At 62.5% G+C, this 14,798-nt stretch carries 16 protein-coding genes; 9 read left to right on the plus strand and 7 right to left on the minus strand.

Annotation, left to right across the window (positions count from 1 at the left end):
• Window position 1 precedes the first annotated feature (1 nt).
• From MXC11_RS10075 to trpC, 3 genes are read left to right on the plus strand one after another with little or no spacing between them, the layout of a single operon-like run.
• Window positions 2-595 carry an aminodeoxychorismate/anthranilate synthase component II gene (locus MXC11_RS10075; protein WP_250010072.1) on the plus strand — a complete coding sequence of 198 codons (594 nt, stop codon included), beginning with the start codon at window positions 2-4 and terminating at the stop codon, window positions 593-595.
• Window positions 595-1,641: an anthranilate phosphoribosyltransferase gene (gene trpD / locus MXC11_RS10080; protein ID WP_250010073.1), complete on the plus strand. Its 1,047-nt coding sequence runs from the start codon at window positions 595-597 to the stop codon at window positions 1,639-1,641. Before MXC11_RS10075 ends, trpD begins: the two co-directional genes overlap by 1 nt.
• Window positions 1,638-2,441, plus strand: a complete 804-nt coding sequence (trpC, locus tag MXC11_RS10085; RefSeq protein ID WP_250010074.1) for an indole-3-glycerol phosphate synthase TrpC — start codon at window positions 1,638-1,640, stop codon at window positions 2,439-2,441. Before trpD ends, trpC begins: the two co-directional genes overlap by 4 nt.
• Window positions 2,442-2,502: 61 nt before the next feature.
• On the opposite strand, the gene crp is transcribed toward trpC, so the two are convergent.
• Window positions 2,503-3,144, minus strand: a complete 642-nt coding sequence (gene crp / locus MXC11_RS10090) for a cAMP-activated global transcriptional regulator CRP (RefSeq protein ID WP_250010075.1) — start codon at window positions 3,142-3,144, stop codon at window positions 2,503-2,505.
• 202 nt (window positions 3,145-3,346) lie between these two features.
• Between crp and MXC11_RS10095 the strand changes: the two genes are divergently transcribed.
• The 3 genes from MXC11_RS10095 (at window position 3,347) to MXC11_RS10105 (ending at window position 6,277) form a co-directional block, all read left to right on the plus strand.
• A complete protein-coding gene (locus MXC11_RS10095; RefSeq protein WP_250010076.1) occupies window positions 3,347-3,772 on the plus strand; it encodes an OsmC family protein in 426 nt (141 codons plus the stop codon).
• A 146-nt stretch (window positions 3,773-3,918) separates the two neighbouring features.
• Window positions 3,919-5,016 carry a carboxynorspermidine decarboxylase gene (locus tag MXC11_RS10100; protein WP_250010077.1) on the plus strand — a complete coding sequence of 366 codons (1,098 nt, stop codon included), beginning with the start codon at window positions 3,919-3,921 and terminating at the stop codon, window positions 5,014-5,016.
• 22 nt (window positions 5,017-5,038) lie between these two features.
• Window positions 5,039-6,277: a saccharopine dehydrogenase family protein gene (locus MXC11_RS10105; protein ID WP_250010078.1), complete on the plus strand. Its 1,239-nt coding sequence runs from the start codon at window positions 5,039-5,041 to the stop codon at window positions 6,275-6,277.
• A 78-nt stretch (window positions 6,278-6,355) separates the two neighbouring features.
• Here MXC11_RS10105 and coq7 read toward each other — a convergent pair whose 3' ends face one another.
• The 4 genes from coq7 to hemJ all read right to left on the minus strand — a co-directional run bounded on the left by coq7 (window position 6,356) and on the right by hemJ (window position 8,749).
• A complete protein-coding gene (gene coq7, locus MXC11_RS10110) occupies window positions 6,356-7,003 on the minus strand; it encodes a 2-polyprenyl-3-methyl-6-methoxy-1,4-benzoquinone monooxygenase (RefSeq protein WP_250010079.1) in 648 nt (215 codons plus the stop codon).
• Between the two features lie 36 nt (window positions 7,004-7,039).
• Window positions 7,040-7,378 carry a histidine triad nucleotide-binding protein gene (locus MXC11_RS10115; protein WP_250010080.1) on the minus strand — a complete coding sequence of 113 codons (339 nt, stop codon included), beginning with the start codon at window positions 7,376-7,378 and terminating at the stop codon, window positions 7,040-7,042.
• 71 nt (window positions 7,379-7,449) lie between these two features.
• A complete protein-coding gene (locus MXC11_RS10120) occupies window positions 7,450-8,238 on the minus strand; it encodes an SDR family NAD(P)-dependent oxidoreductase (protein WP_250010081.1) in 789 nt (262 codons plus the stop codon).
• Between the two features lie 82 nt (window positions 8,239-8,320).
• Window positions 8,321-8,749 carry a protoporphyrinogen oxidase HemJ gene (hemJ, locus tag MXC11_RS10125; RefSeq protein WP_250010082.1) on the minus strand — a complete coding sequence of 143 codons (429 nt, stop codon included), beginning with the start codon at window positions 8,747-8,749 and terminating at the stop codon, window positions 8,321-8,323.
• Between the two features lie 152 nt (window positions 8,750-8,901).
• Here hemJ and argC point away from each other — a divergent pair, with 152 nt between their 5' ends.
• Window positions 8,902-9,936, plus strand: coding sequence for an N-acetyl-gamma-glutamyl-phosphate reductase (gene argC / locus MXC11_RS10130; protein WP_250010088.1), 1,035 nt, complete (start codon window positions 8,902-8,904; stop codon window positions 9,934-9,936).
• A gap of 120 nt (window positions 9,937-10,056) precedes the next feature.
• On the plus strand, window positions 10,057-10,407 hold the full coding sequence (gene erpA, locus MXC11_RS10135; protein ID WP_250010083.1) for an iron-sulfur cluster insertion protein ErpA: 351 nt from the start codon (window positions 10,057-10,059) through the stop codon (window positions 10,405-10,407).
• 66 nt (window positions 10,408-10,473) lie between these two features.
• Here erpA and MXC11_RS10140 read toward each other — a convergent pair whose 3' ends face one another.
• Together MXC11_RS10140 and MXC11_RS10145 are read right to left on the minus strand one after the other, a co-directional pair.
• On the minus strand, window positions 10,474-11,565 hold the full coding sequence (locus MXC11_RS10140; RefSeq protein WP_250010084.1) for an anhydro-N-acetylmuramic acid kinase: 1,092 nt from the start codon (window positions 11,563-11,565) through the stop codon (window positions 10,474-10,476).
• A 7-nt stretch (window positions 11,566-11,572) separates the two neighbouring features.
• Window positions 11,573-12,946 (minus strand): peptidoglycan DD-metalloendopeptidase family protein, encoded by a 1,374-nt coding sequence (locus MXC11_RS10145; RefSeq protein WP_250010085.1) that lies wholly within the window; start codon window positions 12,944-12,946, stop codon window positions 11,573-11,575.
• A gap of 179 nt (window positions 12,947-13,125) precedes the next feature.
• Between MXC11_RS10145 and tyrS the strand changes: the two genes are divergently transcribed.
• Window positions 13,126-14,334: a tyrosine--tRNA ligase gene (gene tyrS / locus MXC11_RS10150; RefSeq protein WP_250010086.1), complete on the plus strand. Its 1,209-nt coding sequence runs from the start codon at window positions 13,126-13,128 to the stop codon at window positions 14,332-14,334.
• Window positions 14,335-14,798 lie beyond the last annotated feature (464 nt).

Below are 14,798 nucleotides of genomic sequence, written 5' to 3' on the forward strand. Positions count from 1 at the left end.
CATGCTGCTGATGATCGACAACTACGACTCCTTCACCTTCAACCTGGTGCAGTACTTCGGCGAGCTGGGTACCGAGGTCAAGGTGGTGCGCAACGACGAGCTGAGTGTGGAGGCGATCCGCACGCTGAATCCTGAGCGCATCGTTATCTCCCCCGGCCCCTGCACGCCCAACGAAGCCGGCGTGTCGCTGGCGGTGATCCGCGAATTTGCCGGCCAGCTGCCGCTGCTTGGTGTGTGCCTGGGGCACCAGAGCATCGGCCAGGCCTTTGGTGGCGAGGTGGTGCGTGCGCGGGTGGCGATGCACGGCAAGACCAGCCCGGTGTTCCACCGCGATCAGGGCGTGTTCGCCGGCCTGACCAATCCGCTGACCGTGACCCGCTACCACTCGCTGGTAGTGCGCCGCGACAGCCTGCCGGAGTGCCTGGAAGTTACCGCCTGGACCCAGCGGGACGACGGCAGCGTCGATGAGATCATGGGCCTGCGCCACAAAACGCTGAACGTCGAGGGGGTGCAGTTCCATCCCGAATCGATCCTGACCGAACAGGGCCACGAGCTGCTGGCCAATTTCCTCAAGCAGAGCGGAGGCGTGCGCTGATGCATATCAAGGAAGCCCTTGGCCGGATTGCCGGCAACCTCGACCTGAGTACCGCGGAAATGCAGGCGGTGATGCGCCAGATCATGACCGGCCAGTGCACCGACGCGCAGATCGGTGCTTTCCTGATGGGCCTGCGCATGAAGAGCGAGACCATCGACGAGATCGTCGGCGCCGTGCAGGTGATGCGCGAGCTGGCGACCCCGGTGCAGCTGGAGGGTGAGGGGCTGGTGGATACCTGCGGCACCGGCGGCGACGGGATGAACATCTTCAATGTCTCCAGCGCAGCGGCCTTTGTGGTGGCGGCGGCAGGTGGTCAAGTGGCCAAGCATGGCAACCGTGCGGTGTCCGGCAAGAGTGGCAGTGCGGATCTGCTGGAAGCGGCCGGACTGTATCTGGAGCTGACCCCGGAGCAGGTGGCGCGTTGCATCGATACCGTGGGCGTCGGCTTCATGTTCGCTCCGGCGCACCACAGTGCCATGCGCCATGCCGCGGCGGCGCGCCGCGAGCTGGGCCTGCGCACCCTGTTCAACATGCTCGGCCCGCTGGCCAACCCGGCCGGCGTGCGCCATCAAGTGCTCGGCGTGTTCACCCGCGAGCTGTGCCGGCCGCTGGCCGAGGTGCTGCAGCGCCTCGGCAGTCAGCATGTGCTGGTGGTGCATGCCCAGGATGGGCTGGATGAAGTCAGTCTGGCGGCGCCGACCCATGTGGCCGAGCTGCATGAGGGGGTGATTCGTGAGTATCAGATCCGCCCTGAGGATTTTGGCATCAAGAGTCAGAGCCTGATCGGGCTGGATGTCGAGGGCGCCGAGCAGTCGCTGGCCTTGATCCGTGATGCGCTGGGGCGGCGCAAGACCGAAGCCGGTCGCAAGGCCGCCGACATGATCATCCTCAACGCCGGCGCTGCGCTGTATGCCGCGGACCGGGCGAGCAGTCTCGAGGAGGGGGTGCGCCTGGCCCACGATGCTCTGCACACTGGGCTGGCGCGGGAAAAGATGGACGAGCTGGCGGCTTTCACCAACGTGTTTAAAGTGGAGAATGAGGCATGAGTGTGCCGACCGTGCTGGAAAGGATCGTCGCCCGCAAGATCGAGGAGGTGGCCGAGGCCCGTGCCCGGATCAGCCTGGCCGAGCAGGAAGTGCTGGCCCGCACCGCCTCCGCACCGCGTGGCTTTGCCCGCGCCCTGCAGCAGCAGGTCGCGCAGCAGCGTCCGGCGGTGATCGCCGAGGTGAAGAAAGCTTCGCCGAGCAAGGGGGTGATCCGCGCGGATTTTGATCCGGCGCAGATCGCCGCCAGTTATCAGGCCGGCGGGGCGACTTGTCTGTCGGTGCTGACCGATGTGGATTTCTTTCAGGGCAGCAATGCTTACCTGCAACAGGCGCGTGCGGCCTGCACGCTGCCGGTGATCCGCAAGGATTTTCTCATCGACCCGTATCAGGTGATTGAAGCCCGCGCCATCGGCGCCGATTGCGTGCTGCTGATCGCTGCCTGCCTGGATGATGTGCAGATGGTCGAGCTGGCGCAGGTCGCCCGCGAGCAGGGCCTTGATGTGCTGATCGAGGTGCATGACGGCGAGGAGCTGGAGCGCGCACTCAAGCACCTGGACACGCCGCTGCTCGGTATCAATAACCGCAACCTGCACACCTTCGAGGTGTCGCTGCAGACCACTCTCGAGCTGCTGCCGCGGATTCCGGCTGATCGTCTGGTGATCACCGAGAGCGGCATCCTCTCGCGCGCCGATGTCGAGCTGATGGAGCAGCATGAGGTGTGGAGCTTCCTGGTCGGCGAGGCGTTCATGCGCGCGCCGGAGCCGGGCGAGGAGCTGCGCCGGCTGTTCTTCCCGGGCTGATCTGCGCTGCAGAATGCAAAAGGCCGTCCACGAGGGACGGCCTTTTCGTTGGCGGTGCCGTTCAGCGGGTGCCGAACACCACCATGGTCTTGCCCTTGACGTGCACCAGACCCTGCTCCTCCAGCGCCTTGAGGACCCGCCCGACCATCTCCCGCGAGCAGCCGACGATGCGGCCGATTTCCTGACGGGTGATCTTGATCTGCATGCCATCGGGGTGGGTCATGGCATCGGGCTGCTTGCACAGCTCAAGGAGGGTGCGCGCCACCCGGCCGGTGACGTCGAGGAAGGCCAGATCGCCGACCTTGCGGGTGGTCTGGCGCAAGCGCTCGGACATCTGCCCGGCCAGGGTGTAGAGGATCTCCGGATCCTGCTCGACCAGCTCACGGAACTTGGCGTAGGTGATTTCCGCGACTTCGCATTCACTCTTGGCGCGTACCCAGGCGCTGCGTGCCGCGCCGCTGTCCTGGCCGAACAGGCCCATTTCACCGAAGAAATCGCCGGGGTTGAGGTAGGAGATGATCATCTCGCGGCCATCATCATCCTCGATCAGGATGGTGACCGAGCCCTTGATGATGAAGAACAGACTCTCGCAGCGATCGCCGGCGTAGATGATGGTGGTCTTGGCGGCAAAGCGGCGGCGGTGGCAGTGCGCCATCAGCTTGTCGAGATGCCTGATCCTGGCGGTGTGGGTGATCGCAACCATTGCGGGTCCTGAAAAGTGAGAGCGCTTACGGCAGATACGACAGGGTGACAGCCGTCTCCCTGACCTTTCCAAGCTTAACAGAGAGCCTCCCGGCGCAAGCAGCCTGAATGCGTGGTGCAGTTCTCAGAGTGCAGCCGGGGGAGCGCTGCGTTGTGCTGTGGTAAGCTGCGCCGGTTTTTTATGCGAGTACGGAGTCTGTTGGATGAAAGCGCGTATCCAGTGGGCCGGCGAGGCCATGTTCCTTGGCGAGTCGGGCAGTGGCCATGTGGTGGTGATGGACGGTCCGCCCGAGCATGGTGGCCGCAATCTCGGGGTTCGGCCGATGGAGATGCTGCTGCTGGGCCTGGGTGGCTGCAGCAGTTTTGATGTGGTGAGCATCCTCAAAAAGTCGCGTCAGGCGGTGGAGAGCTGCGAGGCCTTCCTCGAGGCGGAACGCGCCGACAGTGAACCCAAGGTATTCACCCGCATCGACATGCGCTTCGTGGTCAAGGGTCGTGGTCTCAAGGAGGCGCAGGTCAAGCGGGCGGTCGAGCTGTCGGCGGAGAAGTACTGCTCTGCCTCGATCATGCTCGAGCGCGCCGGGGTGGTGCTGACTCACAGCTACGAAATCGTCGAACTGGGTGCCTGAGCGACCTTGGGCACGGTACCGGAGTGACCGGCGCTGCTGATCGGTCGCCGGATTTGCCCGGCGTCCCTCGTATCGACACAATTCGCCGCCATATTTGGCCGGGCAGGTCCCTCGGGCCTGCCGGGCGCACTTGCATGGGTTTTCAGATGATCAAAACGCCTTACTACCTCATCGACAAGCAGAAGCTGCTGGTCAACCTTGAGAAGATCGACTACGTGCGTAAACAGTCGGGTGCCAAGGCCCTGCTGGCGCTCAAGTGCTTCGCCACCTGGTCAGTGTTCGATCTGATGCAGCAGTACATGGACGGCACCACCTCCTCGTCGCTCTACGAGCTCAAGCTCGGCCGGCAGAAGTTCGCCGGTGAGACCCATGCCTACAGCGTGGCCTGGGCCGATGACGAGATCGAGGAGATGCTCGCCAACTCTGACAAGGTGATCTTCAACTCGATCGGTCAGCTTGAGCGTTTTGCCGAGGCGACTGCCGGCGCCGTGCGCGGGCTGCGGGTCAATCCGCAGGTCAGCAGCTCCGATTATCTCTTGGCCGATCCGGCGCGGCCATTCAGCCGGCTGGGCGAGTGGGATCCGGCACGCATCGAGGCGGTGATCGATCAGATCTCCGGTTTCATGTTCCACAACAACTGCGAGAACGCGAGCTTCGAGCTGTTCGACCAGATGCTGGATCGTATCGAGGAACGCTTTGGCCCTCTGCTCGAGCAGGTGTCGTGGGTCAGCCTCGGTGGCGGGATTCACTTCACCGGCGAGGATTATCCGCTGGATGCCTTCTGTGCCCGCCTCAAGGCCTTTGCTGAGCGCTATGGCGTGCAGGTCTATCTGGAGCCGGGTGAGGCGGCGATCACCCAAAGCGCGTCGCTGGAAGTCACCGTGCTGGACACCCTCTACAACGGCAAGCATCTGGCGGTGGTCGACAGCTCTATCGAGGCGCACATGCTCGACTTGCTGATCTATCGCCTCAACGCCAAGATGGCGCCCTGTCAGGGTGAGTACACCTATATGGTGTGCGGTAAATCCTGCCTGGCCGGGGACATCTTCGGCGAATACCAATTCGATCGTCCGCTGGCCATCGGCGATCGGCTGTCGTTCATCGACGCAGCGGGTTACACCATGGTCAAGAAAAACTGGTTCAACGGACTCAAGATGCCGGCCATTGCCGTGCGCCAACTCGATGGCAGCATCGAGGTGGTTCGCGAGTTTGGTTTCGACGACTACCTGGCCAGTCTTTCCTGAGACTGGCGGCGAGGGAGATAAATTGAAAAGAAACGTTCTGATCATCGGTGCTGGAGGTGTGGCCAAGGTCGTGGCCCATAAGTGCGCGCAACACAACGATGAGCTTGGCCAGATAGCGATTGCCTCGCGCAGTATCGCCAAATGCCAGGCGATCATCGACAGCGTGCAGGCCAAGGGCAGCTTCAAGCAGCCGGCGCAACTCAAGGCCTATGCCCTGAATGCGCTGGATGTCGAGGCAACCCAGGCGCTCATTCGTGAAACCGATTCGCAGATCGTCATCAACGTCGGTTCGGCGTTCCTCAACATGTCGGTGCTGCGCGCCTGCATCGAGACCGGGGCAGCCTACCTTGATACCGCCATCCATGAAGAGCCGGGCAAGATCTGCGAGACACCGCCCTGGTACGCCAACTACGAGTGGAAGCATCTGGCGGAGTGCGAGGAGCGCGGCATTACCGCGATCCTTGGCGCAGGCTTTGATCCGGGCGTGGTGAATGCCTGGGCGGCGCTGGCCAGTCGCCAGCATTTTGATCGGATCGATTCGATCGACATCCTCGATGTGAACGCCGGCTCCCACAGCAAGTACTTTGCCACCAACTTCGATCCGGAGATCAACTTCCGTGAGTTCACCGGGCAGGTGTGGAGCTGGCAGAACGGGCAGTGGACCAGCAACCGCATGTTCGAGGTCAAGCGTACCGATGACCTGCCGGTGGTCGGTGAGCAGAACCTGTACCTGACCGGTCACGATGAAGTGCATTCGCTGTCGAAGAATCTGGGCGTGCCGAACGTGCGCTTCTGGATGAGCTTTGGCGATCACTACATCAATGTCTTCACGGTGCTGAAGAACCTGGGTCTGCTGTCCGAGCAGCCGGTACGCACCGCCGAAGGGCTGGACGTCGTGCCGCTCAAGGTAGTCAAGGCGGTGCTGCCGGATCCGGCCTCGCTGGCGCCGGGGTATACCGGCAAGACCTGCATCGCTGATCTGGTGCGTGGCGAGAAGGATGGTCGGCCGCGGGAGCTCTTGATCTACAACGTGGCCGACCACGAGGAAGCCTACGCCGAGACCGATAGCCAGGGCATCTCCTACACCGCCGGGGTTCCACCGGTGGCGGCGGCGCGCTTGATCGCCCGGGGTGACTGGGACAGCCGGCGGATGGTCAACGTCGAGGAGCTGGCGCCGGAGCCGTTCCTGCAGTTGCTGGACCAGATGGGACTGCCGACCCGCATCCGCGATGCAGCGGGGGATCGTCCCTGGGATCAGTGAGGCGCGGCGCGTCGCTATCTGATCCACCAACAAAAAGGGGTGCCCAGTGGGGCACCCCTTTTTGTATGGCGTCGCGCCTCAGAGGCGATAGGTACTGCTGGTCATCACCTTGGCCAGCAGACGCATGCCGAACTTGACCGAGGCCGGGAAGCGCAGGCCGCCGGCCTCCAGTGCATTGCTGGCATGTTCCAGCTCGTCATGGCGCATTTGCTCGAGAATGGCCCGCGAGCGCAGGTCGCTGCCTGGCAGCTCCTGCAGGTGACTGTCCAGGTGCCGGACCACCTGATCTTCCGTCGCCGCGACAAAGCCCAGGCTGACCCGGTCGCTGATCAGCCCAGCGCCTGCGCCGATCCCCAGCGACAGGCCATAGAACAGCGGGTTGAGCAGGCTGGGGCGTCCGCCCAGTTCACGGATGCGCTGTTCGCACCAAGCCAGATGATCGATCTCCTCATCGGCGGCCTGCTCCATGGACTGGCGGGTTTCCGGCAGCTTGGCGGTCAGTGCCTGGCCCTGGTACAGCGCCTGGGCGCAGACCTCACCGGTGTGATTGATGCGCATCAGGCCGCAGACGTGACGCCGCTCGTGCTCGTCCAGTGGCGTATCGAGCAGTGCCTGGGCCGGGGAGGGGCGTGCCGGCTGGCCGCTGAACGGCAGCAGGGTGCGCAGCGCCGCATCGGCCTGCATCAGCAGGCGATCGGCGGGAGAGTACTGGCGTTGCAGGTTCATCGCGATCTCCTTGGTGGCCGGTTCAGGCGTGAAGGCTCAGCCCGGTGGCCAGTGCAGCTGGCGCTGACCGAGCACATGCAGGTGGATGTGATAGACGGTCTGCCCGCCGAGCGCGTTGCAGTTCATCACCACCCGGAAACCCTCCTCGCAGCCCTGCTCGCGGGCCAGTCGCTGGGCGGTATAGAGGATGTGGCCGAGCAGGGCGCGGTCTTCTTCGCTGGCGTCGTGCAGGGTGGCGATGTGTTTCTTGGGAATGACCAGAAAATGCACCGGCGCTTGGGGGGCGATGTCGTGGAAGGCGATCACCTGATCATCTTCGTAGAGCATGCGGGCCGGGATATCACCGTTGACGATCTTGCAGAACAGACAGTCCACCGGGAGGCTCCTGATTGACGGGATGTGCCCCGATTCTACTGGCCAAGCCGCGCGGCGCCCAGCCCTGCGGCTCAGCGCGACAGCAGGCGGCGATTGAGTTGTCCGGCCAGGCGGCGCACCAGCGCGCGCGGCAGCAGGCGTACCAGCAGACTGGCCAGGCGATTGCGCCAGCCGGGAATGATCACGCTCTGGCGCCGCGCAAGGCCGGCGAGCGCCTGCTGGGCGATCTGCTCTGCATTCATCAGCCAGGCGCTGCCTTGCAGGTGGCGGATGTCGAGCTGCGCGTTATGCCAGAACGAGGTGCGTACCGGGCCCGGGCAGAGGGTAGCGACATGCACCCCGTAGCCGGCCAGCTCGCTGTGCAGCCCTTCGGAAAAGTGCAGGACAAAGGCCTTGCTGGCGTAGTAGCTGCTCAGCCAGGGCCCTGGCTGGAAGGCGGCCAGCGAGGCGACATTGAGGATCTCGCCATGACCGCGGGCCGCCATCTGCGCACCCAGGGCATGGCAGAGCCGGGTCAGGGCCAGGATATTCAGCTCCAGCAGCTGGCGCTCGCGGCGCCATTCATGCGCCAGAAACTCGCCGGCGCAGGCGCTGCCGGCGTTGTTGATCAGCCGCTCGATCCGGTAACCGCATTGCTCGATCTCCAGAAGCAGGCCACTGAGCTGCAGGGGCTCGGTCAGGTCGCAGACGCGAAACATCACCTCGATCGCAAAGCGCTGGCTCAGCTCGCAGGCGATGCTTTCCAGCGCCGGGCGCTCACGGGCCACCAGGATCAAGGCCTCGCCCCGGCGCGCCAGCGCCTCGGCCAGCGCCAGGCCGAGGCCACTCGAGGCGCCAGTGATCAGGGTGTAGCTGGACAAGGCGGGCCCTCCGCAGGCAGCGCTTATCAGGACGGGCGCGCAGTCTACCTGCGCCCCTGTCCTGTCGTAACCGTGCGAGGGCTCAAAACGGGCGAACGACGACCAGAATGACGATGGCCAGGAGGAAAATCACCGGCACTTCGTTGAACCAGCGATAGAACACATGCCCGCGATGGTTTTCGCCCCGGGCGAATTTCTTCAGCAGTGCGCCGCACATGTGGTGATAGCCCACCAGCAGCAGCACCAGGGTCAGCTTGATGTGCAGCCAGATGCCGGTGGCGAACAGCGACGGGTTGATGACCAGCATCCAGATGCCCAGCGCCAGGGTCGCGATCATCGAGGGGACCATGATGCCGCGATACAGCTTGCGCTCCATCACGCAGAAACGTTCGTGGCTGGGCGCGTCACTGCTCATCGCGTGATAGACGAACAGGCGCGGCAGGTAGAACAGGCCGGCGAACCAGCAGATGACGGCAATGATGTGCAAGGCCTTGAGCCAGAGGTAGAGCATCGGAAGATCCTTGGGTCAGTGGAGGGAAGGTGCGCATGGCGTGGCGATGGTAGTCGCCCGGGGCGGTGGCGTCATCCGGCGGTTGGCCGGCTGCTGGCGGCGGCCTTATCATGCGCGCTTCTTTTGCACAGATCGCCCGCGGGGGAGAGGAAATGATCAAGGTCGGCATTGTTGGGGGCACGGGGTATACCGGTGTCGAGTTGCTGCGGTTGCTGGCCCAGCATCCGCAGGCACAGGTCGAGGTGATCACCTCGCGCTCGGAAGAGGGCATGCGGGTGGTTGATATGTACCCCAACCTGCGTAGCCACTATGACGCGCTGCGTTTCAGCGTGCCGGATGTCGCGCGTCTTGGCGCCTGTGATGTGGTGTTCTTTGCCACGCCGCACGGCGTGGCACACGCGCTGGCGGGCGAGCTGTTGGCGACCGGTACCCGGGTGATCGACCTTTCGGCCGATTTCCGTCTGCAGGATGCCGAAGAGTGGGCCAAGTGGTACGGTCAGCCGCACGGCGCGCCGGATCTGCTGCCGGAAGCGGTCTACGGTCTGCCGGAGGTCAACCGCGAGGCGATTAAAGGGGCGCGCCTGATCGCGGTGCCGGGTTGCTACCCGACCGCTACCCAGCTGGGGCTGATTCCGCTGCTGGAAGCGGGTCTGGCCGATGCGGGCAGCCTGATCGCCGACTGCAAGTCCGGGGTCAGTGGTGCCGGACGCGGTGCCAGTGTCGGTTCGCTGCTCTGTGAGGCGGGTGAGAGCATGAAGGCCTACTCGGTCAAAGGGCATCGCCACCTGCCAGAAATCAGCCAGGGCCTGCGCCGCGCGGCCGGTGGCGAGGTCGGCCTGACCTTCGTGCCGCATCTGACGCCGATGATCCGCGGCATTCACGCCACCCTGTACGCGCGGGTCGCCGATCGCAGCGTTGATCTGCAGGCACTCTTTGAGCAGCGCTATGCCGGCGAGCCGTTCGTCGACGTGATGCCGGCCGGTAGCCATCCGGAGACCCGTAGCGTGCGTGGTGCCAACGTCTGCCGCATTGCCGTGCATCGTCCGCAAGGCGGGGATCTGGTGGTGGTGCTGTCGGTGATCGACAACCTGGTCAAGGGCGCTTCTGGCCAGGCGGTGCAGAACATGAACATCCTGTTTGGTCTGGATGAGCGCATGGGGCTGTCGAGCGCAGCCCTGCTGCCTTGAGCCTTGGTGCGCTCCATCGGTCACGACCGGTGGGGCGCACAATAGTTGACCGTTTCGCTCGGTTGACGATAATGCCAAGCCTCTGTGCTGCAATATGGCCGCGCGCCTGGAGTTCCGGACATGAGTATTGAAACCTTCACCCCGACACCGCTGCTGTTTACCGAGAATGCAGCCAACAAGGTGAAGAGCCTGATCGAAGAAGAGGGCAACGAGCGCCTCAAGCTGCGCGTGTTCGTCACCGGTGGTGGCTGCTCGGGATTCCAGTATGGCTTCACCTTCGATGACGAGCTGGCCGAAGACGATACGGTCGTCGAGCGCGATGGCGTGAGTCTGGTGGTGGACCCGATGAGCTTCCAGTACCTGGTGGGCTCTGAGGTGGATTATCAGGAAGGGCTCGAGGGTTCGCGTTTTGTTATCAAGAACCCGAATGCCACCACGACCTGTGGCTGCGGGCAGTCATTCTCGATCTGAGCTGGCTGAGCTTCATGACGACAACGCCGCGCTTTCGCGCGGCGTTGTCGTTTCCAGATCCAGCATTCAGGCGGGATAGATGGCGCCGAGGATGCGTGGGCCGTGGGCGCCGGTTACCGCCGGGCAGTTACCGGGCAGCCCCTCAAGGCAGCGATGGGCCAGCCAGGCGAAAGCCATCGCCTCGATCCAGTCGGCGGGCAGACCATAATGATCCGTGGGGCTGACTGCAGCGTCGGGCAGTAACTGGGCCAGGCGCTGCATCAATCGCCCGTTATGTGCACCGCCACCGCAGACCAGTACTTCTTCCGCTGCGGGCAGGCTGTGGGCGATGTCTGCAGCGATGCTGCGCGCGGTCAGTTCCAGCAGCGTCGCCTGTACATCGGCTGGGGCCTGCGCAGGTAGCGTGTGCAGGTGTTGCTGCAGCCAGTCGAGATTGAAGTGCTCGCGCCCGGTGCTTTTCGGTCCACGCTGGCGGAAGTAGGGGTCGTCCAGCAGGCGTTCGAGCAGGGCGGGCAGGACGCATCCACTGGCCGCCCAGTGGCCATCCTGATCAAAAGTGCGGTGCTGATGGCGGTGGATCCAGGCATCCAGCAGGACATTGCCGGGGCCGCAATCAAAACCGCGCACCGCGGTATCCGGGGCGAGCAGTGTCAGGTTGCTGAATCCGCCGATGTTAACGATGACCCGGGCACGTTGTTGCCCGAACAATGCGTGATGGAAGGCGGGTACCAGCGGGGCGCCCTGACCGGCAGCGGCAACATCGCGCCGCCGAAAATCAGCGACCACCGTGATACCGGTCAGCTCAGCGAGCAGCGCCGGATTGCCGATCTGCACGGTGAAGCCGCGTTGCGGTTCATGGCGGATGGTCTGGCCATGGCTGCCGATAGCGCGGATCTGTCGGGCGTTGAGTTGAGCCTGCTGCAACAGGGTCTGGATGCCGGCAACCACCTGCGTCACCCAAGCGTTCTCGGCTAGTGCGGCGCGGGCGATCTCGTCAGTGCCTGTCTGGCACAGGGTCAGGAGTTGCTGGCGCAGCTCCGCGGGCATTGGCAAGGCAAGGCTGTGGAGCAGGGTGGCTGCATCGCCCTGTTGTTCGACCAGGGCGATGTCCAACCCGTCCAGGCTGGTACCGGACATGACGCCGATGTAAAGCGGCATGTGGTGTTCAGCGCTTGTTCATGGCCAGCATGCTGGAGCGTTCACGGTCCATACGTGCCAGCAGTGGCTGGGTATGCTTCAGGAAGCGTTGCCGCTCCTTGCCGCTCAGCGTCTCGGTAACCGGCAGGTTCTTGCTCATCGGGTCGATGTGCCGGCCATTTTCCTGGAACTCATAGTGCAGGTGCGGGCCAGTCGAGAGGCCGGTGCTGCCAACGTAGCCGATCACCTGTCCTTGCTTGACCTGCTGCCCGGTACGGATGCCTTTGGCAAAGCCTTTCATGTGCGCATACAGCGTGCGGTAGCTTTTGCCGTGCTGAATGATCACGGTATTGCCGTAGCCACCCTTGCGTCCGGCCAGTACCACGCGGCCATTCCCCGTGGCCTTGATCGGCGTACCTGTGGGCGCTGCGTAGTCGACACCGTTGTGCGCACGGATCTTGTTGAGTACGGGGTGACGTCGATTAGGGTTGAAGCGTGAGGAAATGCGCGCACTATCAATCGGGTTGCGATTGAAGGCTTTGCGATTGCTGCTGCCGTCTGCGTTGTAGTACTGGCTGCTGCCATTACTCGTGCTGTAACGGACGACCGAGTATGTCTTGCCACTATTGGTGAAACGCGCCGCCAGGATGTTGCCATGCCCGACAACCTTGCCGTTGACGACTTTCTGCTCGTAAATCACTTCAAACTCGTCACCCTTGCGGATGTTGCGTCCGAAGTCGATGTCGTACTCGAAGGCTTTAGCCAAGGCATGGGTGATGCTGGTCGGCATGCTCGCTTTGCTGACGGCTGCCGCCAGCGAGCTGGTAATGATACCGCGCGCATAGGCTTCGCGAAGGGTCGGTGCGGCCTTTTCATGATTGATCTGGAAGGTGTCGCCGCTACGCAGGACTTCAATGCTTTCCAGGCTGCTCAGGCGGGTGTGCAGTGACTTCAGGTCACCCTGTTCATCAAGGTGAAAATCGAAGGACTGTCCAAGCTGGATGCTCGTCAGGCGCGTACGGGCTGACGGATCGCTATCAAGCACCTGGTGCAGCGTGTTGCTGCTCAGACCGGCACGCTGGAACAGTGTCGAGAGTGTGTCGCCTTTCTGTGCCTTCAAGTTAAGCGTGGTCGGTTTGGCAGGAGGGGCTGGCTCAGTCTGCGATGGAGAGGGCGCTGCTGCAGTTGTGACTTCCTCGGTTTCAAGGGCGTCATTCTCTGTAAGCTTATCGAGAATGGAGAGGCTGCTTTCCTCTAATCCGAAGGGCAGTGTCGTCCGCTTGGCCTCTACCTGTGCGCTGGGGAAGATCAGCAGCGAGAGACACAGCGCTGCGAGAACGCCACTGGCAGCCAGCAGGTGCTTCTTCGGGTAGCTGGACGTAATCTGGGATGAATCCGTCATGGTGGGCGGGGTTCTTGAGAGTGCAATAACTGTCTAAATTATAGTCAAAGTGTCCGCGAGGCAACCCTGGCGGGTGCCTTGGCGTGCCTGTGTGAAACGGCAGTGCCAGGCGTTTTGTAAATTCCGGGCGATCTTGTATCGTTGGTGCCCCCTTGGTTCATGTCGTGATAGGCAGCTTAATGAAGTCGGTTGAAGAGCAGCTGGCGCTGATCAAGCGCGGTGCAGAAGAGATCTTGGTTGAGTCAGAGCTGGTGGCCAAGCTAAAGCGCGGGCAGTCCCTGCGTGTCAAAGCGGGTTTTGATCCGACCGCGCCTGATCTGCATCTTGGGCACACGGTGCTGATCAATAAGTTGCGGCAGTTCCAGGAGCTTGGGCATCAGGTGATCTTCCTGATCGGTGATTTCACCGGGATGATTGGCGATCCGAGCGGCAAGAATGCTACCCGCCCGCCGCTGACGCGCGAGCAGGTGCTGGAGAACGCCGAAACCTACAAGGCGCAAGTGTTCAAGATTCTGGATCCGGCTAAAACCGAGGTGGCCTTCAACTCTACGTGGATGGATAGCCTGTCTCCTGCCGACTTCATCCGTTTGGCATCGCACTACACAGTGGCGCGGATGCTGGAGCGTGACGACTTCCATAAGCGCTATACCGGCAGCCAGCCCATTGCCATCCACGAATTCCTTTATCCGCTGGTTCAAGGCTACGACTCTGTGGCGCTGCGTGCCGACATCGAGTTGGGTGGAACGGATCAGAAGTTCAACTTGCTGATGGGGCGGGAGTTGCAGCGCTCCTACGGCCAGGAGTCGCAGGTCATCGTGACCATGCCGCTGCTGGAGGGGCTCGATGGTGTCAAGAAGATGTCGAAGTCGCTGGGTAACTATGTAGGTATCCAGGAGGCGCCCGGTGTCATGTACGGCAAGCTGGTTTCCTTGCCGGATGCCTTGATGTGGCGCTATTTCGAGCTGCTCAGTTTCCGGCCTATGGATGAGATTGAGGCGTTCCGGCGAGATGTTGAGCGAGGTGCTAACCCGCGCGATATCAAGATCAAGCTGGCAGAAGAGATTGTGGCGCGCTTCCACGGTGAAGAGGCGGCGGCAACGGCCCATCGTGCCGCGGGTAACAGGCTCAAGGATGGAGAGCTGCCTGATGACTTGCCGGAAATTAGCCTCGAGTCCGAAGGCGACCTGCCGATCGCTGCCGTGCTGAACCGTGCCGGTTTAGTGCGTAACGCTGCCGCCGCGCGTGACCTGCTGGGGGCGGGTAGTGTGCGGGTTGATGGTGTTGTCGTGGATCGGGACTTCATCTTTGAGCAGGGCAAGACTTATGTATGTCAGGCAGGCAAGAAGGCATTCGCCAGAATTGCGATCTTGATGCCGAAAAGTGCTTGACGAGAGTTGGGGGGGCGTCTATAATGCGCCCCACTTCTGTAACGATGCCGAAAGTGCTTAGGAATCAATAAGTTGCGTCGTTGTTTTCTGGGTTGATGTGATTTCTTGGTTTTGCTTTTTGGTGCTGTAGTTGTGGTTCTCTGCTTGCTGTTCTCGTGTTTCGGGTTTGGCAAGTCTGGGTGGTGAGCGCAGTTGCTGTGCTGCTACCCAGTCAGGCGGCTTCGTTGATCGAAGCGCTGAGCTGAAAAGAAAAGCTCAGAAAGCGCTTGACAGGAAGCAAGGCTGCTGTAGAATCTGCGGCCTCGGTTGATGCGAAGCGCCAAGCGCTCCGGTTGATCGAACCGGTTGTTCGGTTTTACTGTTCAACCCCGGCTCAGGCCGATACGTTCTTTAACAAGTTGAATCAAGCAATTCGTGTGGGTGCTTGTGGATAAGACTGACAGTCGCAAGATTATCAGCATCAC

It is taken from the genome of Pseudomonas eutrophicaquae (assembly GCF_023544715.1).
GTDB lineage: Bacteria > Pseudomonadota > Gammaproteobacteria > Pseudomonadales > Pseudomonadaceae > Geopseudomonas.

Bases quoted from the DNA above. Each gene is read 5' to 3' on its own strand.
- MXC11_RS10145 (WP_250010085.1), bottom strand. From the start codon at position 12,946: ATGACGGATTCATCCCAGATTACGTCCAGCTACCCGAAGAAGCACCTG.
- crp (WP_250010075.1), bottom strand. From the start codon at position 3,144: ATGGTTGCGATCACCCACACCGCCAGGATCAGGCATCTCGACAAGCTG.
- coq7 (WP_250010079.1), bottom strand. From the start codon at position 7,003: ATGAACCTGCAACGCCAGTACTCTCCCGCCGATCGCCTGCTGATGCAG.
- erpA (WP_250010083.1), top strand. From the start codon at position 10,057: ATGAGTATTGAAACCTTCACCCCGACACCGCTGCTGTTTACCGAGAAT.
- MXC11_RS10095 (WP_250010076.1), top strand. From the start codon at position 3,347: ATGAAAGCGCGTATCCAGTGGGCCGGCGAGGCCATGTTCCTTGGCGAG.
- argC (WP_250010088.1), top strand. From the start codon at position 8,902: ATGATCAAGGTCGGCATTGTTGGGGGCACGGGGTATACCGGTGTCGAG.
- tyrS (WP_250010086.1), top strand. From the start codon at position 13,126: ATGAAGTCGGTTGAAGAGCAGCTGGCGCTGATCAAGCGCGGTGCAGAA.
- MXC11_RS10100 (WP_250010077.1), top strand. From the start codon at position 3,919: ATGATCAAAACGCCTTACTACCTCATCGACAAGCAGAAGCTGCTGGTC.
- trpD (WP_250010073.1), top strand. From the start codon at position 595: ATGCATATCAAGGAAGCCCTTGGCCGGATTGCCGGCAACCTCGACCTG.
- hemJ (WP_250010082.1), bottom strand. From the start codon at position 8,749: ATGCTCTACCTCTGGCTCAAGGCCTTGCACATCATTGCCGTCATCTGC.
- trpC (WP_250010074.1), top strand. From the start codon at position 1,638: ATGAGTGTGCCGACCGTGCTGGAAAGGATCGTCGCCCGCAAGATCGAG.
- MXC11_RS10075 (WP_250010072.1), top strand. From the start codon at position 2: ATGCTGCTGATGATCGACAACTACGACTCCTTCACCTTCAACCTGGTG.
- MXC11_RS10140 (WP_250010084.1), bottom strand. From the start codon at position 11,565: ATGCCGCTTTACATCGGCGTCATGTCCGGTACCAGCCTGGACGGGTTG.